Source organism: Pantoea rodasii, from assembly GCF_002095465.1.
Classification (GTDB): domain Bacteria; phylum Pseudomonadota; class Gammaproteobacteria; order Enterobacterales; family Enterobacteriaceae; genus Pantoea; species Pantoea rodasii.
Map to the genome: position 1 here is coordinate 404679 of NZ_MLFP01000001.1, position 26436 is coordinate 431114.

At 57.8% G+C, this 26436-nt stretch carries 15 protein-coding genes and 4 pseudogenes; 16 read left to right on the top strand and 3 right to left on the bottom strand.

The window, feature by feature from the left end; all coding sequences use genetic code 11:
- Position 1 precedes the first annotated feature (1 nt).
- Genes HA45_RS01840 through HA45_RS01850 form a run of 3 tightly spaced genes read left to right on the top strand, consistent with a single transcriptional unit; the run spans position 2 to position 2002 of the window.
- Positions 2-652 carry an amino acid ABC transporter permease gene (locus tag HA45_RS01840; RefSeq protein ID WP_100703561.1) on the top strand — a complete coding sequence of 217 codons (651 nt, stop codon included), beginning with the start codon at positions 2-4 and terminating at the stop codon, positions 650-652.
- A complete protein-coding gene (locus HA45_RS01845; RefSeq protein ID WP_100703562.1) occupies positions 652-1317 on the top strand; it encodes an amino acid ABC transporter permease in 666 nt (221 codons plus the stop codon). Before HA45_RS01840 ends, HA45_RS01845 begins: the two co-directional genes overlap by 1 nt.
- A 13-nt stretch (positions 1318-1330) precedes the next feature.
- Positions 1331-2002 (top strand): DUF1989 domain-containing protein, encoded by a 672-nt coding sequence (locus tag HA45_RS01850; protein WP_100703563.1) that lies wholly within the window; start codon positions 1331-1333, stop codon positions 2000-2002.
- Here the strand turns inward: HA45_RS01850 and HA45_RS01855 are convergent, their stop codons facing one another.
- Positions 2003-2629: a hypothetical protein gene (locus tag HA45_RS01855; RefSeq protein WP_100703564.1), complete on the bottom strand. Its 627-nt coding sequence runs from the start codon at positions 2627-2629 to the stop codon at positions 2003-2005.
- Positions 2630-2990: 361 nt separating this feature from the next.
- Here HA45_RS01855 and HA45_RS01860 point away from each other — a divergent pair, with 361 nt between their 5' ends.
- Positions 2991-4154 carry an MFS transporter gene (locus HA45_RS01860; RefSeq protein WP_100703565.1) on the top strand — a complete coding sequence of 388 codons (1164 nt, stop codon included), beginning with the start codon at positions 2991-2993 and terminating at the stop codon, positions 4152-4154.
- Here the strand turns inward: HA45_RS01860 and HA45_RS01865 are convergent.
- Positions 4151-5071: a LysR family transcriptional regulator gene (locus tag HA45_RS01865; protein ID WP_100703566.1), complete on the bottom strand. Its 921-nt coding sequence runs from the start codon at positions 5069-5071 to the stop codon at positions 4151-4153. The two genes, HA45_RS01860 and HA45_RS01865, sit on opposite strands and share 4 nt — an antisense overlap.
- A gap of 110 nt (positions 5072-5181) precedes the next feature.
- Here HA45_RS01865 and lysA point away from each other — a divergent pair, with 110 nt between their 5' ends.
- Together lysA and HA45_RS01875 are read left to right on the top strand one after the other, a co-directional pair.
- Positions 5182-6435, top strand: coding sequence for a diaminopimelate decarboxylase (lysA, locus tag HA45_RS01870; protein ID WP_100703567.1), 1254 nt, complete (start codon positions 5182-5184; stop codon positions 6433-6435).
- Entirely contained in the window at positions 6432-6884 is a 453-nt protein-coding gene (locus tag HA45_RS01875; protein ID WP_100703568.1) for a GNAT family N-acetyltransferase, read from the top strand. The genes lysA and HA45_RS01875 overlap by 4 nt, the downstream gene beginning before the upstream one ends.
- A gap of 29 nt (positions 6885-6913) precedes the next feature.
- Here HA45_RS01875 and galR read toward each other — a convergent pair whose 3' ends face one another.
- Positions 6914-7915: an HTH-type transcriptional regulator GalR gene (galR, locus tag HA45_RS01880; protein ID WP_100703569.1), complete on the bottom strand. Its 1002-nt coding sequence runs from the start codon at positions 7913-7915 to the stop codon at positions 6914-6916.
- Positions 7916-8110: 195 nt separating this feature from the next.
- On the opposite strand from galR, the gene HA45_RS01885 reads away from it, so the two are divergent.
- From HA45_RS01885 to HA45_RS01925, 10 genes and pseudogenes are all read left to right on the top strand, one after another.
- Positions 8111-10372, top strand: a complete 2262-nt coding sequence (locus HA45_RS01885; RefSeq protein ID WP_100703668.1) for a molybdopterin-dependent oxidoreductase — start codon at positions 8111-8113, stop codon at positions 10370-10372.
- Positions 10373-10482: 110 nt separating this feature from the next.
- On the top strand, positions 10483-10611 hold the full coding sequence (locus HA45_RS28605) for a hypothetical protein (protein ID WP_280174493.1): 129 nt from the start codon (positions 10483-10485) through the stop codon (positions 10609-10611).
- Positions 10612-10657: 46 nt separating this feature from the next.
- Positions 10658-12388, top strand: coding sequence for a penicillin-binding transpeptidase domain-containing protein (locus HA45_RS01890; RefSeq protein ID WP_100703570.1), 1731 nt, complete (start codon positions 10658-10660; stop codon positions 12386-12388).
- A gap of 270 nt (positions 12389-12658) precedes the next feature.
- Positions 12659-12847 (top strand): toxin-antitoxin system HicB family antitoxin, encoded by a 189-nt coding sequence (locus HA45_RS01895; protein WP_100703571.1) that lies wholly within the window; start codon positions 12659-12661, stop codon positions 12845-12847.
- 246 nt (positions 12848-13093) lie between these two features.
- Positions 13094-14229: pseudogene (locus HA45_RS01900) on the top strand (efflux RND transporter periplasmic adaptor subunit).
- Positions 14230-14237: 8 nt separating this feature from the next.
- Positions 14238-17371: pseudogene (locus HA45_RS01905) on the top strand (efflux RND transporter permease subunit).
- On the top strand, positions 17361-18761 hold the full coding sequence (locus HA45_RS01910) for an efflux transporter outer membrane subunit (RefSeq protein ID WP_100703574.1): 1401 nt from the start codon (positions 17361-17363) through the stop codon (positions 18759-18761). The pseudogene HA45_RS01905 and the gene HA45_RS01910 overlap by 11 nt, the downstream one beginning before the upstream one ends.
- A gap of 142 nt (positions 18762-18903) precedes the next feature.
- Positions 18904-20147, top strand: a pseudogene (locus HA45_RS01915) (MdtA/MuxA family multidrug efflux RND transporter periplasmic adaptor subunit).
- Positions 20144-23333, top strand: a pseudogene (locus HA45_RS01920) (efflux RND transporter permease subunit). The pseudogenes HA45_RS01915 and HA45_RS01920 overlap by 4 nt, the downstream one beginning before the upstream one ends.
- On the top strand, positions 23333-26434 hold the full coding sequence (locus tag HA45_RS01925; protein WP_100703577.1) for an efflux RND transporter permease subunit: 3102 nt from the start codon (positions 23333-23335) through the stop codon (positions 26432-26434). Before HA45_RS01920 ends, HA45_RS01925 begins: the two are co-directional and overlap by 1 nt.
- The last annotated feature ends 2 nt before the right edge of the window (positions 26435-26436 follow it).

The following is a 26436-nucleotide window of genomic DNA, read 5'->3' on the forward strand; positions in this document are numbered from 1 at the left end:
CATGGGGCTGGATCAACAGGTAGTGGCCGCGCTGCCGGAACTCGGACACGGCCTGCTGATGACGTTGGTACTCACCGTACTCGCCTCATTGGTCAGCGTGGTGATGGGGCAGCTTGGCTGCTTCCTGCAACTGCGCCGAGCCTGGATCTGGCGCGCCATCGGTCGGCTCTATATCAGCCTGATGCGCGGCACGCCGGCCATCGTGCAGCTGTTCGTGGTGTTTTTCACCTTACCGCGCCTCGGATTGGGCGGTCAGCCGATGCTGGCCGCGGTGATTGCCATCGGCCTCAACAGTGGCGCTTACGTGGCGGAAATTCTGCGGGTGAACCGTTCGCTGGTCACGCGCGGGCAGCTTGAAGCCGCACGTACGCTGGGGCTCAGCCGCTTTTTAACCTGGTGGTACGTGATTAACCCGCAGGTGATGCGTGCCAGCCTGCCGATGCTGGTTAACGAGTTCACTATCTTGCTGAAAACCACGCCGCTGGCTTCGGTGGTGGCGCTGACGGAACTGACCTACGCCGGACAGATTGTGATTGCGCGCACCTATGAAGCCACGCAAGTGCTGTTGCTGGTGGCGGCCGGATATCTGCTGATCGCCATGCCGCTGATTGCCGCCGCCCGACGTCTGGAAGCTAAAAGGAGGATCGCCTGATGGATTGGCAAGCCATTCTCACCTCTTTGCCTTCACTCGGTGACGGCATGATCGCCACGCTGCAACTGTGCATTGTCGCCGCGCTCTGCTCGCTGGCGTGGGGCGGTCTGATGGCGTGGCTGCTGATGCGCGCCTCGCCGTTCTGGCTGCGCTTGCTCAACCTTTACAGCGGGTTAACTCTGGCACTGCCGCTGCTGGTGGTGATTTACCTGCTCTATTTTGTGCTGCCGGAGTACGACATCACGCTGTCATCTCCGGTGGTGGGCGTGCTGGCCCTGACGCTCTATTACGCGCCGTATATCGCACAGGTGATCCGTGCGGCTATCGAGGCGTTGCCGAAAGGGCAGTGGGAAGCGTGTCGGGTATTGGGCCTGAGCCGCAGCGAGCAGTTGCGCGATGTGGTGTTGCCGCAAACCCTGCCGCAGATGCTGTCACCGCTGGTCGGGCTGATGATTGGGTTGATCAAAGACTCTGCGCTGCTGTCGATTGTCTCGGTGCAGGAGTTTATGTACGCCGCCAAACAGGCGATTTCAGATACCTACGCGCCGCTGGAAATTTATCTCACGGTGGCGCTCTGTTACTGGCTGCTCAACAGTCTGATCGACTGGCTGGCTCGCAGCCTTGAATCTCGCATGACGCGCTATCGTCGCGGCATGCAGCATTAATCAGGAGAACACTATGTCGGCTGAATATCAGCATCGTGAAGCGATCACTATTCCCGCGCGCTACGGCAAAGCGGTGCGTCTGAAGAAAGGAGAAGCGGTGCAGGTGATCAATCTGCACGGCACGCAAGTGGTGGATTGCTGGGCGTACAACGCCGAAGACGTCAGTGAATATATGTGTATGGAGGCGACGCGCGTGTGGAATCAGCGTCTTAATCCCAAAGTGGGCGACAGCTTTATCACCAGCCAGCGCCATCCGATTTTAACGCTGGTGGCGGATACCTCACCCGGCGTGCATGACTCCTTTATGGCTGCCTGCGATGCGCGTCGTTATGAGTTGCTGGGCTGCACCGAATATCACCGTAATTGCCACGATAACCTGTTCGAAGGCATGCGCGAGTTAGGTGTCGAACTGCCGCACGGCAATCTGGCGTCACTGAATATTTTTATGAACATTCAGGTGCAGCCGGACGGTATCACGTTGAAAACGCTGCCGGTGGTGACTAAGCCAGGTGACTACATTGTGCTGCGCGCCGAGATGGATTGCTTTGTGGCATTCTCGGCCTGTCCGCAGGATATCGTTAGCATTCAGGGGCAGGGCGACAACACCCCGCGTGACGCCGAACTGCGTATTCTGACCGCCGGGTTCCCGCAGGTGCAGTTGAAAGGGGCCTGGGTGCCCGCGTAATTACGACTTCACCACCTGATCCAGCCACGCCTGGAAGCGCGCATAAGGCACATACAGCGCCACATCCTTATACAAGGTCTTGCCGCTTTTGTTGTCATCAATCGCGCTGCTGTAGCCAACAATTACCCCCGCCAGCGTATCGTCGCTGGCGTTATACACTGCACCGCCTGACATGCCTTTCACCACACCCGCATTGGCGGCCACCACTACGCAACTCGGTTTGTTCCAGTCATTCGCCAGCGTGGTATTGATCAGATTCTTGCCGCTCGACGCCACCGGCATCGCCGAAATAAAGCTGTAGCCGTAAAGATTCACGTTGTCGCCAATATGGCTGTTGCGGAACGGCGGCGGGAGATTGGTTTCGCTGTTCTTGTGGTACACCACGGCGATATCGCACTCGGGATGCCAGGCTTTCACCCGGTACATCGAGTATTTCGCCACGTGCGCGGCCGTTAAGCTGTATTCAGGCGTCAGCGGAATGGTGGTGCCGAGCGCGCCAATGCCCAGCACGGTAGGAATACCGGTCACCGTCATATCAACGCGTTTTGCTGCCTCTTTGCTGTACTCGTAGTGACCCACGGAGCAGCCGCTCAGGCAAACCACCGTCACTGCGAAAAGCCATCGCATAGATTCTCCCCTGCGTTTTTGACATCACATTACCGGGCAATCCATTGGGGTATCGGCAATGCGTGCACATCCTTTACTGATTGATTTGGCGTCAAAAGCTGATGCGCTGTGACCGCGATCACAACTGAATCAAGCGTAGCGTGAAAAGTGCTATCTGTCTCAGTGGTCAGGCACAGTCACTTTTACGCGCAGGGATTATTGCGCTGTGAGCAAAAAAGCATTGCAGCGCGGAGGCTGGTTGAGCAGCAAAGCCTGTGCTTTAATCAGAATGTGACGCAGTTCAAATATCTATAAGCGTCCGCTGTTACCGCACTGCGCTCGTGGTGCGGCCGCCTGCAAGATCATTTTAGGAGAGTGTGTTATGCCTGTTGCATTACTGGCGCTGGCGCTGAGTGCGTTCGCCATCGGCACCACGGAGTTCGTCATCATGGGATTACTGCCGGAAGTGGCGGGCGATCTACAGGTGTCGATTCCTTCAGCAGGATGGCTGATCAGTGGTTATGCACTGGGCGTTGCCATCGGTGCACCGATCATGGCGTTATTGACCGCGAAACTGCCGCGAAAACGCACCCTGACTCTGCTGATGGTCATCTTTATTATCGGCAACGTGCTGTGTGCGCTGGCCTATACCTACAACCTGCTGATGCTGGCGCGCGTGGTTACCGCACTGTGTCACGGTGCCTTCTTCGGGATTGGTTCCGTGGTAGCGGCGAGTTTGGTAGCACCGAGCCGTCAGGCATCGGCAGTGGCGCTGATGTTCACCGGCTTAACGCTGGCCAACGTGCTGGGCGTGCCGCTTGGCACCTGGTTTGGTCAACTGTTCGGCTGGCGCGCCACTTTCTGGGGGGTAGCGATTATTGGCATCTTCGCCTTTATCGCTTTAATCGTCAGTCTGCCTGCTAACAAAGAAGAGAAACCGGTGCATCTGGCGAGTGAAATTGGCGCGCTGGCGAATGGCAAACTGTGGCTGTCGCTGCTGATGACGGTGTTTTTTGCTGCTGCGATGTTCGCGCTGTTTAGCTATATCGCTCCGCTGCTGTTGCAGGTAACCGGCATCACCGATCGCGGTGTTAGCTGGACGCTGTTCCTGATTGGTGCGGGCCTGACGGTGGGCAACATCCTCGGCGGCAAGCTGGCCGACTGGAAAGTCTCCTTTAGCCTGATCCTCAGCTTTGTACTGATCGCCGTGTTCTCTTTGCTGTTCAGCTGGACCAGCCACGCGCTGTGGCTGGCGGAACTCACCCTGTTCCTGTGGGCGATGGCGACCTTTGCTACCGTGCCGGGCTTGCAGATTAACGTGGTGCGCCATGGTAAAGAGGCGCCAAATCTGGTGTCAACGCTGAACATCGCGGCCTTTAACGTCGGCAATGCACTGGGTGCCTGGGTAGGCGGTGCAGTGATCGACAAAGGCTTTGGCCTGACCGCTGTGCCGGTTGCTGCTGCGGCACTCGCGGTAGTGGGTCTGGTGATTTGCCTGATCACCTTCCGCAAATCGGGCGGGCAGGGCGAAGCGGTACGCGCTTAAATCAGACGTTCGGCAATGCGTTGAGTCAATGTGGCCACCTGCTGTTGCAGGTGGTCGCAGAAATGATCGACTAGCGCCGATGCCGGCCGATGCAGGGGCCGCACCAGACTCACGGTAAAGGGTACGGCAACACTGAAACGGCGCATCACCACGCCGCTGTCTGCGTAATCCAGCGCGGTCAGCGGATTCACAATTGAAATCCCCACCCCCGCGCGCACCATCGCGCACACTGACGCCGCACTGTGCGTCTCCAGTACCAAACGCCGGTCCACCTGTTGCTCATGAAACAGCGAATCCAGTAGCTGGCGATAGCTATCACTGCGCGACAAACTGACGTAATTCTCCCCCTGAAAATCCTGCGGCGTTAACACCTCACGCTGACACAGCGGATGGTTGGGCGGCAGCACGCACACTTCATCACAGGTCAGCAGCGGCACGCGCTCGGTGCCGGCCGGAGCATGCTGGGTTTCCGTCAAACCGAGATCGTAGCGCTGAGCCGACAGCCACTCCTCCAGCAGCGGCGACTCCTGCGGAATGATATTCAGGCTGACCTGCGGATAGCGTTGCAGAAAGGGTTGCAGCAGCGGCGGCAGCAGTGACTGCGAGAACACCGGCAAACAGGCGATCGATAGCTCGCCCTGGCGAAACTGGCGCAAGCCTTCCGCCGCATCCATGATGCGGTCTAAGCCGTACCAGGATCGCTGCACCTCTTCATACAGACGCAGCCCTTGTACCGTGGGTTGCAACCGTCCGCGCACCCGCTCAAACAGTTCGAGACCCAGCTGCTGCTCCAGCCGCGCCAGCTCGCGGCTCACCGTTGGCTGCGAGGTGTGCAGCAACGCGGCGGCCTGCGTCAGGTTGCCGCTGGTCATCACCGCATGGAAAATTTCGATATGCCGCCAGTTAATTTTTGCCATCATTCCTCCTCACCAATCCATATCATATTTGCATAGATGTCGCTAAAACAGATATTTTTCTGAATTGAAAGACTGTGGCTAAATAGTGGTAAAGACACAGGAGAATTGAGATGCCACGTCCACTGAACAACACTGAAACCGCCCTGACCGCCGCCAACTTACTGCCGCTGGCACAGCGCTATGCGGGCCCCTTCTGGGCCTACGATGCCGCCATTATCCAGCAGCGTATTGCGCAGCTGAGCGCGTTTGACGTGGTGCGTTTTGCCCAGAAAGCCTGCTCGAATATTCACATTCTGCGCCTGATGCGTGCTGCGGGTGTCAAAGTTGATTCGGTTTCCCTGGGTGAAATTGAACGCGCTTTGGCCGCTGGTTTCCAGCCGGGTGGCGAGGACATCGTGTTTACTGCTGACGTCTTCGATCAGCCGACGCTGACACGTATCGCCGAGCTAAAAGTGCCGGTCAATGCCGGTTCGGTCGATATGCTGCATCAGCTTGGCGCGGTCTATGCGGGCCATAAAGTCTGGCTGCGTATCAATCCAGGTTTTGGTCACGGCCATAGCCAGAAAACCAACACCGGCGGTGAGAACAGCAAGCACGGCATCTGGCACAGCGATCTGCCGCTGGCGCTGGCGGCGATTCAGCAGCATGGTCTGCACCTGGTGGGTTTGCATATGCACATTGGTTCAGGCGTTGACTACGGTCACCTGCAGCAGGTGTGTGACGCGATGGTCGATCAGGTCATCGAATTCGGTCAGGATCTGGAAGCGATTTCAGCGGGCGGTGGTCTGTCGATTCCTTACCGCTTCGGCGAAGAATCTATTGATACCCAGCACTATTTCGGTTTGTGGAGTGGTGCGCGAGACCGCATCGCGGCGCATCTCGGTCATGCGGTGAAACTGGAAATTGAGCCGGGTCGTTTCCTGGTGGCGGAGTCTGGCGTGCTGGTGTCGCAGGTGCGTGCCGTTAAGGATATGGGCAGCCGTCACTTTGTGCTGGTGGATGCGGGCTTCAGCGATTTGATGCGTCCGTCGATGTACGGCAGCTACCACCATATTTCCGTGCTGCCAGCCGATGGTCGCGCGCTGAGTGATGACACCGTTGAGAGCGTGGTGGCCGGTCCGCTGTGCGAATCAGGCGATGTGTTTACTCAGCTGGAAGGCGGCAAAGTCGAGACGCGTGCGCTGCCCGCTACGCAGGTCGGTGATTATCTGGTGTTCCACGATACCGGCGCGTATGGCGCATCTATGTCCTCCAACTACAACAGTCGTCCATTGATTCCGGAAGTGCTGTTCGAGAATGGCGCACCGCGTGAAATCCGTCGTGCGCAGACCATTCAGGAGCTGCTGGCGCTGGAGCTGATGTGATCAACATTGTTCCACTGAGCGACGTACCGCATCACGCCAGTCATATCACCGACTGGCTGTGGCAGGCGTTTGGTGCAGGAACGTCACGCGAGTTTTACGACAGCATTGTGCGCAGCAGCCTCAACGGAGCGGAGTATCCGGTGACCTTTGTGGCGCTGGATGGCGATGTACCGTTGGGCACTATCGGGTTCTGGCGCTGTGATTTGATCAGCCGTCAGGATCTCTATCCATGGATTGCCGCGCTGTATATCGATGAGCATGCGCGCGGCAATGGCCTGAGCGAAGCGTTACAGCAGCATGTGTTGAATTATGCCCGCGAGTGCGGACATGAAAAGTTGTGGCTGTGGTCAACGTTTGGTGGCTACTACGAGCGCTTTGGCTGGCAGTATCAGTGTGACGCGCTGGAGTTCCCCGATGTGCGGGTGAAGGTGTATTCGCAGGCGTTATGATCCGGTGCGCATTTATGCGCACCTGGAGATCAACCCGGTCCGCTCACCGAATGCCTTCTTACCAGCGTTGGGCTAAACATATTGGTCACCTCCGGCATTTCCGTGCCGTTGGCTAACGCTAGCGCCAGCTGTGCCGCCTGCTGCGCCATGGTGACAATCGGGTAACGCACCGTGGTCAGGCGCGGGCGCACATAGCGTGACACCAGCACATCATCAAAACCAATCAGCGACATCTCTTCCGGCACGCGAATGCCGTTATCACTCAGCACCGCCAGCGCACCGGCCGCCATCGAATCGTTGTAACAGGCCACCGCCGTGAACTGTTTACCGCGCCCCAACAATTCCGTCATCGCCTGCTCGCCACCGACTTCATCCGGTTCGCCCCACGCCACCAGACGATCGTTGGACGGCAAACCGTGCTCTTTCAGCGCATCGTAATAGCCCTGCAGGCGGTCTTCGGAATCCGAAATCGGGTGGGTCGAGCAGATAAAGGCGATCTGCGTATGGCCTTGCTGAATCAGATGGCGCGTTGCCAGCCAGGCGCCGTAACGGTCATCCAGCGCGATACAGCGTGATTCAAAACCTTTTAGCAGCCGATTGAGCAGCACCATGCCCGGCACCTGCTTCATCAGCATTTCCAAATCGGCATCGGGGATCTTCTTGGCGTGTACCACCAGCGCATCGCAGCGATGACGCATCAGCTGTTCAATCGCCTGACGCTCTTTTTGCTCGTTGTGGTAACCGTTACCAATCAGCAGAAAGTTGCCGGTTGCACCCGCCACTTCATCGACGGCTTTCACCATCGCGCCAAAAAAGGGGTCGGAAACGTCACCCACCACCAACCCGATAGTTTCGGTGGATTGCTGCGCCAGGGCGCGCGCGTTGGCGTTCGGGTGATACTGCAACTGCTCCATAGCCTGAGTTACGGCGAGGCGTGAACTCTCGCTGGCTTTGGGTGAATGATTGATGACGCGGGAAACGGTCGCGACCGACACCCCAGCCATGCGGGCAACATCCTTAATGGTAGCCATGCGATTTCTTGCATCCGGGAAAACGTTTACACATGCCACCAGTGTTACGGAAAACACTACCCGTAGCAACCCGCGAGAATGTCAGCGCTGTCGCAAAAGCGCGGAAAATCAGGCGCTCACAGCCAGGCTTCAGCCCGCCAGGGCGGCATGTTATGCTGCCAGTACTATTCAGACCTGCCTGCCGGACCCAAAATCATGAAAACACGCGTGCCGCACCTGGCGCACTGGGGCGCTTTCACCGCCGTGACGGAAAACGACCGCCTGATTGGCTGCGAACCCTTCTTCGCAGATGCCGATCCCTCGCCGATGCTCAATACCATCCCGGAACTGGTTTATTCGGATAAACGCATCCGCCAGCCGATGGTGCGCCGTTCATGGTTGAAGTCGCGTGAGAACAGCGATCGTACCCTGCGCGGACGCGAAGATTTTGTCGCGGTGGATTGGGATACCGCGCTGGATCTGGTGGCCGAAGAGAATCGCCGCGTGCGCGATCGCTACGGCGCATCCGGTATTTTCAACGGCTCTTATGGCTGGTCATCGGCGGGACGCGTTAACCATGCGCGCACCCTGATCCGTCGTTTTTATTTCCAGGGCGGCGGCGGTGTTGACCAGCAGGGCAACTACAGCTGGGGCGCGGCACAGTTCTTCCTGCCATACGTGATTGGCACCTACATGCCGCTCACCGGGCGCGTCACCGACTGGCCAAGCGTGGTGGAACATGCGGAGATCTTTATCGCCTTCGGTGGCCTGGCGCTGAAAAATGCCCAGGTGGCGTCAGGCGGAGCCGGACAGCACAGCCTGAAACCGGCGCTGGAGCAGCTGAGCGCCAAAGGCACGCCGATCATCAACATCAGCCCAATGCGCGATGACTGCCCGGCGTTCGTCAATGCCGAGTGGATTGCGATTCGCCCGAATACCGATGTGGCGCTGATGCTGGCGCTTGGTTTTGAGATTACGCGCCGCAACGCGCTGGACGAAAGCTTTCTCGCCAGCCACTGCACCGGCTGGCCGCAGCTACGTGAATATCTGTTGGGCGAAAGCGACGGCATCGCCAAGACGCCACAGTGGGCGAGTGCCATCACCGGCATTCCGGCGGCGCGTATCGCGTTACTGGCACAGCAGCTGATTGGCAAACGCAGCTTTATTACCTGTTCCTACTCGGTGCAGCGCGCCCATCGCGGTGAACAGCCGTACTGGATGATGATCGCGCTCTCTTCAATGCTCGGCCAGCCAGGTTTGCCGGGCGGCGGCTTCTCCTTCGGTCACGGTTCGATGAACAGCGTTGGTAATCCGCGTCAGGAAGGGCCAGCGCCGATGATGAGCACCGGGCCGAATCCCGGTAACTTCTCGATTCCGGTGGCGCGTATCAGCGACATGCTGCTCAATCCGGGCCAGCCGTATCACTTCCAGGGCGAAACTCTGCACTATCCCGATATCCATCTGGTGCACTGGGCGGGCGGGAATCCGTTCCATCATCATCAGCAGCTCAACCGCTTAGTGGAAGGCTGGCAGCGCCCGGATACCGTGATCGTGCAGGATATCGTCTGGACCCCGGCGGCGCAGATGGCGGATATCGTGTTGCCCGCCACCACGACGCTGGAGCGTAACGACATCGGCGGATCTTCACGCGATCGTTTTGTGTTCGCGATGCATCAGGCGGTGAAACCGCAGCATCAGGCGCGTAATGATTTCGATATCTTCGCGGATATCGCCGACCGTCTCGGCTACCGCGATGTGTTTACCGAAGGGCGCAATGAGATGCAGTGGATTGAGCACCTGTATCAGCAGTGTGCGGTGGCGCACGCGCGCAAAGAAATCCACTTCCCGGAGTTTGGCGAGTTCTGGGAGCGCGGCTTCGTCGAGATTCCGGAAGGCGGCAAGCCGTATGTATTTATGGACGATTTCCGTGCTAATCCGCAGGCCCATCCGATCCAAACCGCCAGTGGTAAAATCGAGCTGTTTTGTCAGACCATCGCCGATTATCAGCTGGAAGATTTTGCCGGACATCCTGAGTGGCGTGAGCCGCAGGAGTGGTTAGGCGCGCCGCTGAGCGAGGATTTCCCGCTGCATATGATCTCGATTCAGCCTTCGGATCGACTGCATAGCCAGATGGACGCCACTGCCACGGTGCAGGCGAATAAAACCGCCGGGCACGAAACCTTATACATGCATCCGCAGGACGCTGCGGCGCGTCAGATCGTTGATGGCGATGAGATTGAAGTCAGCAACGCGCGCGGTCGCATGCTGGCGGGCGTGCGCCTCAGCGATGGCTTAACGCCGGGCGTGGTAATCATCGCCACCGGTGCGTGGTTTGATCCCGGATTCGGCCGCGCGTGGCAGCCGTGGGACCGGGCAGGCAACCCCAATGTGCTGACGCTGGACATCGGCACCTCGTCGTTGACGCAGGGCCCTAACGCCATGAGTTGCCTGGTGGAAATCAAAAAACATCTGATGTGAATGGGCCGCAAACAATCTCATCGCTGGTTACATTTTGCGGGTAACTGTTGCGTTTGAGAGATGGTGAACCGTCGTGCCACCTTGCTAAAGTCAGGGTCCCAGAGGTATTGATGGGTGAACATCAAAAAGTTTTCTTGATTACACCGACCTGCGCAGATGCGCAGGTTTTTTTGCCTGTCGATCCCGCTAACGAACTGAAACACAGTTTTCCTGTCATCATGCCGCGCCTTTCTTTATAACTGCAGATAATAAGCTTGGATTTCCTTTTTACCGCAGCGGACTGCTATGCCCCCGATTAAAAAATTTCTGGGAAAAGACCAGATTAAAGCCCCGTTTAACCCGTTTCGTTTTCGCCTGATTTGTCTGGGCGTGCTGACTTGCATGGTGCTGTTGCTGATCTTCGTTGGCGACCTGCAACTGATCAAGCATCCGATGCTCGAACACGAAGCCGATCAGCGTTCGCTGCGCACCGTGACGCTGCCGACTAACCGCGGCACCTTGCTGGATCGTGATGGTCAGGCGCTGGCGCTCAGCGTGCCCGCGCGCGATATCATCGCTGACCCGATGCGCGTGCTGGAAGCCAACCCCGATTTCACCAGTGCCAAATGGACATATCTGGCCTCCGCGCTCAATTTGCGGCCGGAAGATTTGCGTGCGCAGATCACCGCCAACCCGAAAAAACGCTTCCTCTACCTTGGCCGCAAGATTGAACTGGGCATTGCGAAGGATATCGCATCGCTGCACCTGAAAGGGGTGAGTTCGGTCTACAACGACAGCCGTTTCTATCCAATGAGTGAAGCCGCCGCGCCGCTGATCGGTATTGTCGGTGCGGACAGCAACGGGCTGAACGGTCTGGAAAAAGGCTTTGATCACGTGCTGCAAGGTGAACCGGGTAAAGAGGTGTATCGCCAGGATAAAGAGGGCAACATCGTTGCCATGCTGGATTACGAGCCGCCGAAACAGCCCCCGACGGTGCAGCTCAGCATCGACAAATTTGACCAGTTTACGCTCTACAGCAAGCTGCGTGACGGGGTGATACTGAATAAAGCCGACTCCGGTGCGGCGGTGCTGATCAAAATCGATACCGGCGAGATTCTGGCGATGGCCTCTTACCCGTCGTTCAACCCGAATAATTTCGATAACGCCACGCCAGCGCAGATGCGCAACACGGCGATCAATGACAGCTATGAACCCGGCTCAACGGTGAAACCGCTGGTGGTGATGGAAGGATTGGAACGCCACTTAGTGCGTGCCGATTCGGTGATCGATACCTCTCCTTATCGCGTTAACGGCCATTTAATTCGTGACGTCGGCCACTGGCCGCGCCTGACCATGACCGGCATTTTGCAGAAATCCAGCGACATCGGCGTATCACACATTGCGCTGGCGATGCCGGCCGAAGCCCTGGTCAACACCTATCAGGCGTTTGGCTTGGGTAAACCCACAGGATTGGGCCTGACCGGTGAGAGCGTGGGGTATTTCCCGCTGCACCGTGAGCGTTGGGCGGATATCGAACGAGCGACCTTCTCATTTGGTTATGGCCTGCGCGTCACGCCGCTGCAAATCGCGCGTGAGTATGCCACCCTGGGTTCATTTGGCGTCTATCGTCCGCTGTCGATCACCAAAGTTACGCCGCCAGTGCTGGGTAAACAGGTTGCCGATCCGCAGATTGTGCAGACCGTGGTGCATATGCTGGAAAGTGATGTGCTGCCGGGCGGAACGGGGCTGAAAGCGGCGGTGCCGGGCTATCGTCTGGCAACCAAAACCGGTACGGCTGAGAAGATGGGCACTAGCGGTAAATACGATGGCGGTTACGTTAACTACACCGCTGGGATCGCGCCAGCCAGTCACCCTGAAGTGGCACTGGTGGTGATGGTCAACCATCCTACGGCCGGAGATCACTTCGGTGGTTCGGTGGCTGCGCCTATCTTCGGCAACATCATGGGGCCGGTGTTGAAACACATGAATGTGGCACCCGACGCGATTTACGTGAAGCCAACGCCTGATAAATCGTAATCAATCAGGTTGTGCTGGCCAATTGATCCTGACCCACGCTGATGCGTGGGTTTTTTTTAGGTTATGACCAGAAATGGGGCGTTGAGCGAACTCGCTCACACCTCTTGTCTGAGTCTTAACATTTCCCCGCCAACATAAAAATATCTTGCCGTGTAACCTGTATGTAACGCACCGCGATGCCGCATTCCATTTCGGTTCGCCAGCCCCCCGGCCGTGTTGGTAGCACGGCTTCGGGGCGTTTTTATTGCCATTCGTTGAGGCCCGTTCCAGATGCCAAAAACCAAAGACCGCACGCCAAAAGGCGAGGGCCGCTCCTCAGCGTTTCAGTTGCGGATTCATCCCGAGCTGCACGAGCAGCTGCGCGAAGTCACCGAGGATGAAAATATTACGCTGTCGTGCTGGCTAAAAGATCTGGCGCGACGCGAACTGCGCCGCAGGGGAATTGAGCCGAAAGGTTGACCCTCGGCCAGGTCGCTATCAATGGAAGCCCTGGGTTTTCGTTGAGTGCGCATTGATGCGCACCACCCCATAAAACCCGCAAAAAGCTAAATTTCACAGCCATTTATGGCACGAAAGGTTTACCATTTTCCTTTGGAAAATATATTTTACGCAACCTTAACAACCGCCGCGTCACTCCCTCCCTACAATGCTTTTTTGTCCGTCATCACTTCCGTGACTATCCCTCCTTCCATCCAGAGAAAAATTATGCGCCTGAAACTTCTTTCTGCCAGCGTGGTGTTTTTACTGGCAGCCTGTGACCAGGGCGGAGCAAAGCCCGCTGCAACCACAACACCCCAGGTGGGTGTGATCGCCCTAAAATCTGAGCCTGTTACGTTAGTGACCCAATTGCCCGGACGTACCACTGCTGTTCGTACCGCGCAGGTGCGACCGCAGGTCAGCGGCGTGATCCAGAAAATCCTGTTTACCGAAGGCGGAGAAGTCAAAGCTGGCCAGCCGCTGTATCAGATCGATCCGGCGACCTACAAATCGGCCTACGACAAAGCCATGGCCACCTGGCAGAACGATGCGATGGTGGCGAAACGCTATCAGCCGCTGGCCTCCGCTCATGCCATCAGCCAGCAAACCTACGACGATGCCGTAGCCGCAGAACGTGAAGCGCAGGCCGATGTGGAAACTGCCAAGGTCAATCTGGATTACACGCTGGTGAAAGCGCCGATTTCCGGCCATATCAGCCGCTCGATTTATACCGCAGGCGCGCTGGTGACCAACGGTCAAACCGATTATCTCGCCACCATTACTCAGCTCGATCCGATCTACGTGGATGTCAGTGAATCCTCCACCGATCTGCTGCGTCTGCGTCGCGCATTAGCCGACGGCAAGATTGCCAAAGTTGATGACAACACCGCGGCGGTGGGCCTGTCACTGGAAGACAACAGCCAATATGGCCAGCAGGGCAAACTGGCGTTCTCAGAAGTGAACGTCGATACCGCCACCGGCACCGTGGTGCTGCGTGCGGTGTTCCCGAATCCGCATAACGAACTGCTGCCGGGCATGTACGTGCACGCCAGCTTCCCGCAGGCATTCAGCAGCAGGGGATTCTGGTGCCGCAGGAGTCGATCATGCATGACACCAAAGGTCAGCCGTATGTCTACGTGGTGAAAAGCGACAACACCATTGAGCAGCGCAGCATTCATACCGGCGAGATGATCAAAGGCGAATGGCTGGTGAACGCCGGGCTGAGTGAAGGTGAAAACGTGGTGGTGAACAATCTGCAAAGCGTGCGCAATGGGGCGAAAGTCACCACCACCGCCGCCAGCACCAATGACACGCCATCCGCCAGTGCGGTCAGTCTGTCGATGACCGACGCTGCGGCGCAATAGGGGGCGGCATGTCGAAGTTTTTTATTGAACGTCCCATCTTTGCATGGGTGATTGCGATTATCGTGATGCTGGTGGGGGCGATTGCGGCCATCAGTTTACCGGTCAATCAGTATCCCAACATCTCGCCACCCGCGGTATCGATCTCGGTAACCTATCCGGGTGCCAGTGCCGAAACCACCCAGAACACCGTGGTACAGGTCATTGAGCAGCAGCTGAACGGGCTGGACGGCCTGCGCTATCTGGAATCCAGCAGCGCCTCGGACGGCAGTGCGCAGATCATCGCCACCTTCAACCAGGGCATCAACCCTGACATCGCGCAGGTGCAGGTGCAGGACCGCGTCTCGCTGGCTGAATCACAGCTGCCGACCGACGTGACCCAGCAAGGGATCCGCATCCGTAAGTACCAGAAGAACTTCATGATGGTGATCGGGCTGATCTCTAAAGACGGCAAACTGACCAACGGCGACCTCGCCGATATGCTGGTGTCGAAGCTGGAAGACCCGATCTCGCGTACGCCGGGCGTCGGTGACTTTATGGTGCTGGGCTCGGAATATGCCATGCGCATCTGGCTCGATCCCGCCAGGCTCTACAAGTACAACCTGATGCCAAGCGATGTGACCACCGCGATTGATAACCAGAACGTGCAGGTGTCATCCGGTTCACTTGGCGGTTTACCGACCATTCAGGGCGCGAAAACCCAGGCCACGGTGCTGGGCAAAACCCGTTTCACCACCGTGCAGCAGTTTGAAAATGTGCTGTTGAAAGTGAACAGCGATGGCTCGCAGATTCGCCTGAAAGACGTGGCCAGCGTCGCGCTCGGGCCACAAACCTACGGCATTGATGCCACCCTGAACGGCAAACCGGCGGCGGGTATCGCGCTGCGTCTGGCGACCGGGGCCAATGAACTGGATACCGCCAAAGCGGTGCGCCAGACCATTGCCGATCTGAAAGACTCACTGCCGGATAACGTTGAAATTCAGTATCCGTATGACACATCACCGGTGGTCAGCGCCTCGATTGAGGAAGTGGTGAAAACGCTGATCGAAGCGGTGGTGCTGGTGTTCTTCGTAATGCTGATCTTCCTGCAAACCTGCGCGCCACGCTGATCACCACGCTGGTGGTGCCGGTGGTGCTGCTTGGCACTTTTGGCATTCTGTCGGCCTTCGGTTACAGCATTAACACCCTGACGATGTTCGGTATGGTGCTGGCGATAGGACTATTGGTGGATGACGCCATCGTGGTGGTGGAGAACGTCGAGCGTGTGATGCATGAAGAGCACCTCGATCCGAAAACTGCCACCATAAAATCGATGCAGCAGATTCAGGGCGCGCTGTTTGGTATCGCGCTGGTGCTGTCGGCGGTGCTGTTACCGATGGCGTTCTTCTCGGGTTCCACCGGGGTAATTTACCGTCAGTTCTCCATCACCATCGTTTCGGCGATGGCGCTGTCGGTGATCATGGCGCTGATCTTTACCCCTGCACTCTGCGCCACCTTACTCAAGCCGGACGCGGCGGAGCACAAGACCACCGGTTTTGCCGGTTGGTTTAACCGTAAGTTTGATAGCGGCGCAATGCATTACACGCGCGGCGTCAGCAAAGTGATTTCCCGTCGCGGCCTGTTCCTGGTGATCTACCTGGTGATCGTCGGCGTGACGGGCTTTTTGTTCACGCGTGTCCCGACCACCTTCCTGCCCGCAGAAGATCAGGGCCTGATGATGGTGCAGATGACGCTGCCGGTGAACTCGTCTTCACAGCGTACGCAGCAGGTGATCAATGACCTGAATGCCTATCTGCAGAAAAACGAAGCCTCGGTGATCACCACCACCTTTGGCGTGGCGGGCTTTAACTTCGCCGGTCGCGGCCAGAGTAACGCCATGGCCTTTGTGCGCCTGAAGGACTGGGGCGATCGTACCCACAGCGGACAGAGCGTGCAGGATCTGGCGAATCGGGTGATGGCGCACTTTGCCAATTATCAAAACGCCAAAATCTTCGCCATGGTGCCACCGGCGGTGATGGAGTTGGGTAACGCCACTGGCTTCGATCTCTATCTGCAGGATACCGGCGCGCATACCCATCAGCAGATGATGGATGCCACACATCAGCTGATCGATTTGGCCAACAAAGATCCGCATCTGGCGCAGGTGCGTATGAACGGGCTGGAAGATGAGCCGCAGTATCAGCTGGAGATCAATGACGAGAAGGCCAGCGCGCTGGGTCTGAGCATGACCGACATCAATAACACGCTGTCAGTGGCGTGGGGTTCCAGCTATATCGATCAGTTTATGTATAACGGGCGTGTGAAAGAGGTGTACCTGATGGGGAAAGCCGACTCGCGCGTCACGCCGTCTGACCTCGATAAATGGTACTTCCGCAACACCAGCGGCACCATGGTGCCTTTCTCCGCCTTTGCCTCCGGCAAGTGGGTATATGGCTCACCACACTTTGAACGCTTTAACGGCCTGACCTCTGAAGAGATCCTTGGATCGCCTGCGGCAGGGCAGAGTACCGGTGAAGCGATGAAAGCGGTGGAACAGCTGGCGAAGCAGTTGCCTAAAGGCTTCCGCGTGCAGTGGTACGGCATTTCGTATGAGGAACAGGCTTCCGGTAATCAGACCACTCAGCTGTATCTGATCTCGATTCTGGTGGTGTTCCTGTGTCTGGCGGCGCTGTATGAGAGCTGGTCAATTCCGTTCTCGGTGATCATGGTGGTGCCGCTCGGCATCCTCGGCACCATCAGTGCGGTACTGCTGCGTGGCTTGCAGAACGATGTGTTCTTCCAGGTGGGCTTACTCACCACGGTCGGGCTGGCGGCGAAAAACGCCATCCTGATCGTCGAGTTCGCCAAAGAGCTGCACGAACGGGAAGGCAAAACGCTGGTTGAGGCGGCGGTGGAAGCGGCCAGGCTGCGTATCCGCCCGATTATCATGACCTCGATGGCGTTTATCCTCGGCGTGCTGCCCCTCACCATTTCGAACGGTGCCGGTGCCGGTAGCCAGCACTCGATTGGTACGGCGGTCGCGGGCGGGATGATTACCGCCACCTTCCTCGCCATTTTCTTTGTACCGATGTTCTACGTGGTGGTGTCGCAGCTCTTCGCCCGTAAGAAAAAAGCATCCGCAGAGGTGACAACTCATGAACACTAAAACTTTCCGTATGGCGCTGCTGCCGCTGGCCATGGTGCTGGCGGGTTGTACGCTGGCTCCCCATTATCAGCGCCCCGCGATGCCGGTGGACGCGAAGTACGATCAGCCCACGGCGGTGGGCAACGTGGCCGATCTGCCGTGGCAGAACTTCTTTACTGACGCCACGATGCGTAACCTCATTCAGTTGTCGCTCAGCAACAACCGTGACCTGCGGGTCGCGGCACTGAATGTGGAAGAAGCGCAGCAGAGCGTCACCGTGCAGCGTGCTGCGTTGATGCCGTCGATCAACGCCAGCGCCAGCCAGACTTCCGCGCATGTGCCGGCTAATCTCTACAACACCAAAACCACCGGTGCAGAGACCTATCACGAGCTTAACGCCGGATTGGGCGTCACCTCGTGGGAGCTGGACTTCTTTGGCCGTTTACAGAGCCTGCGTGATGAGGCGCAGGAAACCTACCTGTCCACGGCGGCAACCGAACGCGCCACGCGCATCTCGCTGATTTCGGAGGTGGCAACTGCCTGGCTGACGTTAAGCTCGGATAACGATCTGCTGCATCTGGCGCAAAACACCGCGAAAAGTCAGCAGGAATCTTACCGTCTGACGCAGCTCAGTTATAACGGCGGTGCCAGCAGCGATCAGGATCTGGCACAAGCGGAAAGCACCGTGCGTGCTGCGCAGGCCGATGTGGCGAGCTATACGCGCCAGGTACGTCAGGATGTGGATGCGCTGCGCCTGCTGGTCGGCACCGATCTGCCCGCCACCTTGTTGTCACACGCCACGCTGGATGCCAACTGGCAGTTCCCGGCCACGCCAGCGGGCTTGCCGTCCGATCTGCTGACGCGTCGCCCGGATATCATGGCGGCGGAGCACACGCTGGAAGCGGCGAATGCCAATATTGGCGCAGCGCGGGCAGCCTTCTTCCCGAGCATCACCTTGACGGCTTCCGGCGGATCGACCAGTAGTTCACTCGGTAGTTTGCTGGGCGGCGGCACGGGCGCCTGGTCCTTCGTTCCGTCGATTAACCTGCCAATCTTTGACGGCGGCAAAAACGAGGCTAATCTCAACATCGCGCACATTGAGAAACGCATTGAAATTGCTAACTATGAGAAAGCGATTCAGACCGCATTCAAAGAGGTCAATGATTCTTTGGCCGGTCAGGATACCTGGCAGGATCAGCTTGCTGCGTTGCAACAGGAGGTCGGTGCTAACCAGCGCGATTACGACTATTCCGAAATGCGGTTTAAGCAAGGCGTAGACAATTATCTCAATGTATTAGTGGCCCAGCGATCGCTTTACAGTTCGCAGCAGTCACTGATCAGTGCGCATCTGGGCCAGCTGAGCCAGAAAATCACCTTGTACAAAGCGCTGGGAGGCGGCTGGAAGGCTTAAGAGCCTTAACGTTACCCTTACGGTTTCTCCATGGAAATTCCATGGCACTTCAGCTGATAATACAAGCAGTGATGATTTCCTTTGAAATAATCCCCTGTCATGGCAGGGGATTTTCCTTTTTCCTGTTTATCTGAAGAGTCCGATGACAATTAATTCCCCTCGCAGATCGCGTTTCCACTGGCTGAAATGGCTACTCATTTTACTTGTTGTGCTGATTGTGGCTGGCGTGATTTGGCGCGTGGTGGGCGGACACGGTGGTGCGCCGGGCGGCATGCCGCCGGGAGGCGGAAAGGGCGGTCATCGCGGTGGCGCAGGTGGCCCACCGGGCATGGCAATGATGGGCGGTAGTGCCACGCTGGTGCACAGTGGCGTAGCTTCAACGGCCAACGTCCCGGTGTATCTCAATGCGCTGGGTACGGTGATCCCCAATGCCAGCGTCACCGTCACCAGCCGCGTAGCGGGTCAACTGGAAAAAGTGTTCTTTACCGAAGGGCAAAAAGTCGAGGCCGGACAGCTGCTGGCGCAGATCGATCCGCGCAGCTATCAGGCGACGCTGGCGCAGTATCAGGGCGACCTCAATCAGAATCAGGCCTTGCTGAAAAGCGCCGAACTGACGTTGAACCGCTACAAAAGCTGGCGGCGCAGGACTCGCTGTCACGCCAGGATCTCGATACACAAACCGCCACGGTTGGACAGTACAAAGGGGCGGTCGCTGCCGATCAGGCACAGATCGCCAGCGCGAAGCTGGATATTGAGTTTGCGCGCATCACCTCACCGGTCAGCGGCCGTGTTGGCCTGCGTCTGGTCGATCCGGGCAACATGGTGCAAACCACCGATACCACCGGCATTGTGGTGGTGACGCAGATGCAGCCTGCCGCCGTGACCTTTAGCGTGCCGCAGAGCAACATCGCACAGCTCACCAAAGCGTTGCACAACGGGCAGAGCTTACCTGCAGTGGCCTTTGATCAGGACAACAGCACCCAACTGGCGCAGGGCAACGTGCAGTTCATCAGTAACCAGATTGATTCCACCACCGGCACCATCGAACTGAAAGCCACTTTCCCGAATGAAGATGAGTCGCTGTTTGCTAATCAGTTTGTGAACCTGCGTCTGCAAACCAACATCCTGAATAATGCCACGGTGATCCCGGCGCAGGCGCTGCAACTGAGTAGCGACGGCAGCTTTGTGTTTGTCATCAATCAGGATAACACCGTGACGCGCAAAGCCGTGACCACCGGTCCGGCGTTTGGCGAAGATCAGCAGTCAATCCTTAAAGGCGTCGAGCCGGGCGAGCGTCTGGTCACCGAAGGTATCGATCGTCTGACCAACGGCAGTAAAGTCTCTTTGGCCGATGACAGCAAAACTGCCACAGCGGCCAAAAAATGAATCCGTCTCGACTGTTTATCCAGCGTCCCGTCGCCACCATCTTGCTGATGGTGGGCGTACTGATTTCCGGGATCTTCGCTTATAAATTCCTTTCCACCTCGGCGTTGCCGCAGGTGGATTATCCGACCATTCAGGTCACCACGCTGTATCCCCGGTGCCAGCCCGGATGTGATGGCCTCGTCCGTCACCTCACCGCTGGAGCGCCAGCTGGGGCAGATGGCCGGTTTAAGCCAGATGACCTCGACCAGCTCTGGTGGCTCGTCGATCATCACGCTGAAGTTCAGCCTCGATCTGTCGCTGGATGTCGCCGAGCAGGAAGTGCAGGCGGCAATCAACGCTGCCAACAACCTGCTGCCGAGCGATCTGCCCAATCCGCCGACCTACAAAAAGGTCAACCCGGCGGACACCGCGGTGATTACGCTGGCGGCCAGCTCGGATAACCTGCCACTGACGCAGGTGCAGGATCTGGTGAACACCCGCGTGGCGCTGAAGCTGTCGCAGATTAACGGCGTCGGTATGGTGACGCTGGCGGGCGGTCATCAGCCAGCGATCCGCGTGCAGATGGACCCGAAAGCGCTGGCCGCACACAAGCTGTCGCTGGAAGACGTCAATACGTTAATCAGTAACAGCAACGTCAATGGTTCAAAAGGTGGCTTCGACGGCAAATACCATTCGGTGACCATCGACGCCAACGATCAGCTGCGTACCGCGGATGAGTACGGCAATCTGATTATCACCTATCAGAACGGTGCTGCACTGCGCCTGAAAGACATCGCACACATTGAACAGGGCCCGGAGAACAGCTTCCAGTCGGCGTGGGCCAATAACAGCCCGGCGATTGTGATCAGCGTACAGCGCCAGCCCGGTGCCAACGTGATTCAGGTGGTGGACAGTATCAAAGCGCAGCTGCCCACCCTGCAGGCTGCGTTGCCCGATGGCGTGAAGATGAGCATCTTGTCGGATCGTACTCAAACCATCCGTGCTTCCATCAGCGACGTGCAGTTTGAGCTGATGCTGTCGGTGGCGCTGGTGGTGATGGTCACCTTCCTGTTCCTGCGCAATGTGGCGGCGACGCTGATTCCGAGCGTGGCGGTGCCGCTGTCGCTGATTGGCACCTTCGGCGTGATGTATCTGGCCGATTTCAGTCTCAACAATCTGTCGCTGATGGCGCTGACCATCGCCACCGGCTTCGTCATCGATGATGCGATTGTGGTGGTGGAGAACATTTCGCGTCGTTTGGAAGAGGGCGAAACGCCGATGCAGGCGGCGCTGAAAGGCTCGCAGCAAATCGGCTTCACCATTATCTCGCTGACTTTCTCGCTGATTGCGGTGCTGATCCCGCTGCTGTTTATGGGCGATGTGGTCGGACGCCTGTTCCGCGAATTTGCCATCACGCTGGCAGTATCGATTCTGGTGTCGATGGTGGTGTCACTGACGTTGACGCCCATGCTGTGCGCCTACCTACTGCAGCATATCCCGGAAGAGAAACAGTCGCGCTTCTCGCGTAAGGGCGGGCAAATATTCGATAAGCTGGTGCGTGGCTATGACCGCTTGCTGACGGTGGTGCTGAACCATCAGAAGCTGACGCTGCTGGTAGCGCTGGCGACCTTCGCCCTGACGGCACTGCTGTATATCGCCATCCCGAAAGGTTTCTTCCCGACGCAGGACACCGGCCTGATTCAGGGCATTACCGTGGCGTCGCAAGATGTGTCATTTAGCGAGATGTCGAAGCGTCAGCAGGCGCTGGCAAAGGTGATTTTGCAGAACCCGTCGGTGGACAGCCTCTCTTCCACTATCGGTATCGACGGCAGCAACACCAGCCTCAATAGCGGCCGCATCCAAATCAACCTCAAGTCGTTTGATGAGCGCGATGACAAAGCGGATGTGGTGATCAAGCAGTTGCAGCAGGCGGCCGCGCAGGTTGCGGGCATTCAGCTTTATCTGCAACCGGCGCAGGATTTAACGGTTAACGATCAGGTCACGCCGAGCCAGTATCAGTTCACGCTGGATGATGCCGACAGTGAAAACCTGGTGAGCTGGACGCCGAAAATGGTGGCGGCCTTGCAGCAGCGCCCGGAATTTAACGGCGTGGTGAGCAACTTGCAGGATCAGGGCCGTGTTGCCTATGTCGAGCTGAACCGCGACAAAGCCGCGCGCTATGGCTTAACGGCATCGGATGTCGATACCGCGCTGTATAACAGCTTCGGCCAGCGTCTGGTTTCCACCATCTTTACCCAGGCCAACCAGTATCGCGTGGTGCTGGAAGTCGCGCCGCAGTATCAGCAATCCCCGGCGTCGTTTGATGATGTTTATCTGCCGGTGACCAGCAGCAGCTCCAGCACTTCAAGCAGTACCAGCAGCAGTTCGAGCAGCAGCAGTTCAACCACCAGTTCAGACAGCGACACCACCACCACGGGCATGGTGAAGTTGACCTCGATTGCCACCATTCACCAGCGCACCGGTTCGCTGATGCATATGCGTCTGAATCAGTTCCCGGCGGTGATGGTGTCATTCAACCTCAACAGCGGTTACTCGCTGGAGGATGGGCAAAAGGCGATTGCCGAAGTGACGCAACAGCTCAATCTGCCGTCCAGCATCACGCTGCGCTATCAGGGGGAAACCTCGGCGTTCCAGAGTGCCACCAGCAACACGCTGTGGCTGATTCTGGCGGCGCTGGTCACCATGTATGTGGTGTTGGGCATTCTGTATGAGAGCTTTATTCATCCGGTAACCATTCTCTCGACGCTGCCATCGGCGGCAGTTGGCGCGCTGTTGACGCTGTTACTGGCGGGCAGCGAGTTCAGTTTGATTGCGTTGATCGGGGTGATCCTGCTGATCGGTATCGTGAAAAAGAACGCGATTATGATGATCGACTTCGCGCTGGAAGCTGAAAACAAGCAGGGCATGAGCGCGCGTGATGCGATACATCAGGCCTGTCTGCTGCGCTTCCGTCCGATTCTGATGACCACCATGGCGGCGCTGCTGGGTGCGCTGCCGCTGATGCTGGCATCGGGATCCGGTGCCGAACTGCGTCAACCGCTGGGTCTGGTGATTGTCGGCGGCTTGATTGTCAGCCAGGTGCTGACGCTGTTCTCCACGCCAGTCATCTACCTGTGGTTTGATGGCATTGCGCAGCGCGGCAAGCGCTATATGCAGCGTAAACAGCAGCAGGCGCGGAGCGAGTAATGAACTTAACCAGGCTATTTATCTTCCGTCCGGTTACCACGTTGCTGTTAACGTTGTCGATCATGCTACTCGGTTTGCTGGGTTATCGGCTGTTGCCGGTGGCCCCGCTGCCGCAGGTGGATTTCCCGACCATCATGGTCAGCGCCAGCCTAGCCGGTGCCAGCCCGGAAACCATGGCGGCCACGGTGGCGACGCCGCTGGAGCGCTCACTCGGGCAGATCGCCGGCGTCACCGAAATGACTTCGACCAGTTCGCAGGGCTCCACCAGTGTCATTTTGCAGTTTGATCTCGACCGCGATATCAACGGTGCGGCGCGTGATGTGCAGGCGGCGATCAACGCCGCACGCAGTCTGCTGCCGAGCGCGATGGAATCACTGCCGACCTATCGCAAAGCCAACCCGTCCGATGCACCGATTGTGATGCTGGCACTCACCTCCGCCACGCGCACACCGGGTGAACTCTACGACCTCGCTGAAAGCAAAATCGAGCAGGCGATGGGGCAGGTGAAAGGCGTCGGTGAAGTATCGCTGATGGGCAGTGCCTTGCCAGCCGTGCGCATTGACCTGCAACCGCTCAAGCTGACGCAGTACGGTACCTCGCTGGATACGGTACGTGAAGCCATCGCCAACAGCACCACCAACAAACCCAAAGGCATTCTGCAGGGCAGCAGCCAGTCGTGGGTGGTGGACAGCAACGGCCAGTTAGATAAAGCGGCGCAATATCAGGATCTGATCGTCACTTATAAAGACGGCAAAGCGGTGCGCCTGCACGATGTCGCCACCGTGTACGATTCGGTGGAAGATCAGTATCAAGCCGGTTTCCTCAATTCGCAGCCGTCGGTGATGGTGGGCATTAAGCGCCAGGCCGGTGCCAATATGCTCGATACCATTGATGCCATCAAAGCGCAGCTGCCGGCGCTGGAAAAAGATCTGCCCGCGGATACCCAGCTGAAAGTGGTGGTGGACCGTTCGCCGACGGTGCGTGAATCCCTTTACGACACTGAAGAGACGCTGCTGATCGCCATGCTGTTGGTGATCGCGGTGGTATTTGTGTTCCTGCGCAACGTGCAGGCGGTGGTGATCCCGGCGCTGGCGCTGCCAGTATCGTTGATTGGCACCTGTGCGGTGATGTATCTGCTGGGCTACAGCCTCGATAACCTGTCGCTGATGGCACTGATCATCGCCACCGGATTTGTCGTCGATGACGCCATCGTGGTGCTGGAAAACATCACGCGGCACATCGAAGAGGGCCTGAGCCCGCTGCGTGCGGCGCTGAAAGGCGCACACGAAGTGAGTTTCACCGTGCTGTCGATGACCATGTCGTTGATCGCGGTGTTTATCCCGATCCTGCTGATGGGCAGTATTGTCGGACGTCTGTTCCGCGAATTTGCCGTGACGCTCACCGTCTCGCTGCTGATCTCGATGTTTGTCTCGCTGAGCCTGACACCGATGCTGTGCGCGCGGCTGCTGAAGCCAAAACCGAAAGTCAGCAAGCGCCCGCATCCGCTGTATCAGTTTATCGAAAACCAGCTGAATGGCTTGCTGGCAGCCTATTCCCGTGGTCTGACGTGGGTGATGGCGCATCAGAAAATCACCATGTTCAGCCTGGTGCTGACGGTGCTGCTGAATCTGTTCCTGTTCTCGGTGGTGCAGAAAGGCTTCTTCCCTAATCAGGATACCGGTCTGCTGATGGGCGCACTGCGTGCCGATCAAAACATCTCGTTCCAGGCGATGAAGCCGAAGATGCTGGAGTTCACCAAGATCATCCAGTCGGATCCGGCGGTGGACAGCGTGATGTCGTCGATGGGCAGCGGCATGTTTGGCTCACGTAACAGCGCGAACTTCTTTGTGCGCCTGAAAGATTTCAGCGATCGTGATGCCACGGCTACAGAAGTCGCTAACCGTCTCAGCCTGAAGACCAGCCATATCGCTGGGGCGCAGATGTTCCTGATGGCGGCGCAGGATCTGCACATCGGTGGGCGTAGCGCTAACGCCACTTATCAATACAGCCTGCAGGCCGACGATCTGGATGTGCTGCGCGAGTGGACACCGAAAGTGCAGGCCGCGCTGGCGGCGATCCCACAGCTCAACAGCGTGGACTCTGATTCGCAAACTGGTGGGCAGGAAGTGGTGATCAATATCGATCGCGATCGCGCGCAACGGCTGGGCGTCAACGTGCAGATGCTGGATACCATGCTCAACAACGCCTTTAGCCAGCGCCAGGTCGCCACGCTCTATCACACGCTGAATCAGTATCATGTGGTGATGTCGCTGCAGGGCAGTTACACCCGCGATCCGGAGATTCTGCAAGAGCTGTATGTGATCAACGACAGCGGCGATCGTGTGCCGCTGGCCGCCTTCGCCAGCTTCAAGGGCGGCAACGCACCGCTGTCGGTGGCGCATCAGGGCCAGTCAGCCACCAGCACGGTTGCGTTTAACCTGAATGATGGCGTGTCGCTGGAGCAGGCACAGGCGCTTATTAAGCAAGCAATGGCGCAGCTCGGCTTGCCGTCTACCATTCAGGCCGGTTTTGCTGGCACGGCGGCCGCCTTTGCGCAGCTGACCGCCACCATGCCGTGGCTGATTATTGCCGCACTGGCGGCGGTGTATATCGTGCTGGGCGTGCTGTATGAGAGTTACATCCATCCGATCACTATTCTGTCTACGCTGCCATCGGCGGGAGTCGGTGCGCTGCTGCTGTTGCTTCTGACCAATACGCAGCTCACCGTCATCGCGTTGATTGGCATTATTTTGCTGATCGGCATCGTGAAGAAGAACGCCATCATGATGATCGACTTTGCGATCCACGCCGAGCGCACGCAGGGCATGTCGCCGAAACAGGCGATCACACAAGCCTGTATCATGCGCTTCCGTCCGATCATGATGACCACGCTGGCGGCCTTCTTTGGTGCTTTGCCGCTGGCATTGGGCAGCGGCGGCGATGCCGATTTACGCAGTCCGTTGGGGCTGGCAATTGCTGGCGGTCTGGCACTCAGCCAGTTGCTCACTCTGTTTACTACGCCGGTGGTTTATCTCTGGCTCGATAGCTTAAGCCGCGCCACCAAACGTCAGTGGCAGCGGATGCGTCATGTGGAATCCTGATT

Coding starts and splice junctions, on each gene's coding strand:
- HA45_RS01895 (WP_100703571.1), top strand. CDS start 12,659: ATGCCAAAAACCAAAGACCGCACGCCAAAAGGCGAGGGCCGCTCCTCA.
- HA45_RS01890 (WP_100703570.1), top strand. CDS start 10,658: ATGCCCCCGATTAAAAAATTTCTGGGAAAAGACCAGATTAAAGCCCCG.
- HA45_RS01840 (WP_100703561.1), top strand. CDS start 2: ATGGGGCTGGATCAACAGGTAGTGGCCGCGCTGCCGGAACTCGGACAC.
- HA45_RS01925 (WP_100703577.1), top strand. CDS start 23,333: ATGAACTTAACCAGGCTATTTATCTTCCGTCCGGTTACCACGTTGCTG.
- HA45_RS01885 (WP_100703668.1), top strand. CDS start 8,111: ATGAAAACACGCGTGCCGCACCTGGCGCACTGGGGCGCTTTCACCGCC.
- lysA (WP_100703567.1), top strand. CDS start 5,182: ATGCCACGTCCACTGAACAACACTGAAACCGCCCTGACCGCCGCCAAC.
- HA45_RS01865 (WP_100703566.1), bottom strand. CDS start 5,071: ATGGCAAAAATTAACTGGCGGCATATCGAAATTTTCCATGCGGTGATG.
- HA45_RS01860 (WP_100703565.1), top strand. CDS start 2,991: ATGCCTGTTGCATTACTGGCGCTGGCGCTGAGTGCGTTCGCCATCGGC.
- galR (WP_100703569.1), bottom strand. CDS start 7,915: ATGGCTACCATTAAGGATGTTGCCCGCATGGCTGGGGTGTCGGTCGCG.
- HA45_RS01855 (WP_100703564.1), bottom strand. CDS start 2,629: ATGCGATGGCTTTTCGCAGTGACGGTGGTTTGCCTGAGCGGCTGCTCC.
- HA45_RS01910 (WP_100703574.1), top strand. CDS start 17,361: ATGAACACTAAAACTTTCCGTATGGCGCTGCTGCCGCTGGCCATGGTG.
- HA45_RS01845 (WP_100703562.1), top strand. CDS start 652: ATGGATTGGCAAGCCATTCTCACCTCTTTGCCTTCACTCGGTGACGGC.
- HA45_RS28605 (WP_280174493.1), top strand. CDS start 10,483: ATGGGTGAACATCAAAAAGTTTTCTTGATTACACCGACCTGCGCAGAT.
- HA45_RS01850 (WP_100703563.1), top strand. CDS start 1,331: ATGTCGGCTGAATATCAGCATCGTGAAGCGATCACTATTCCCGCGCGC.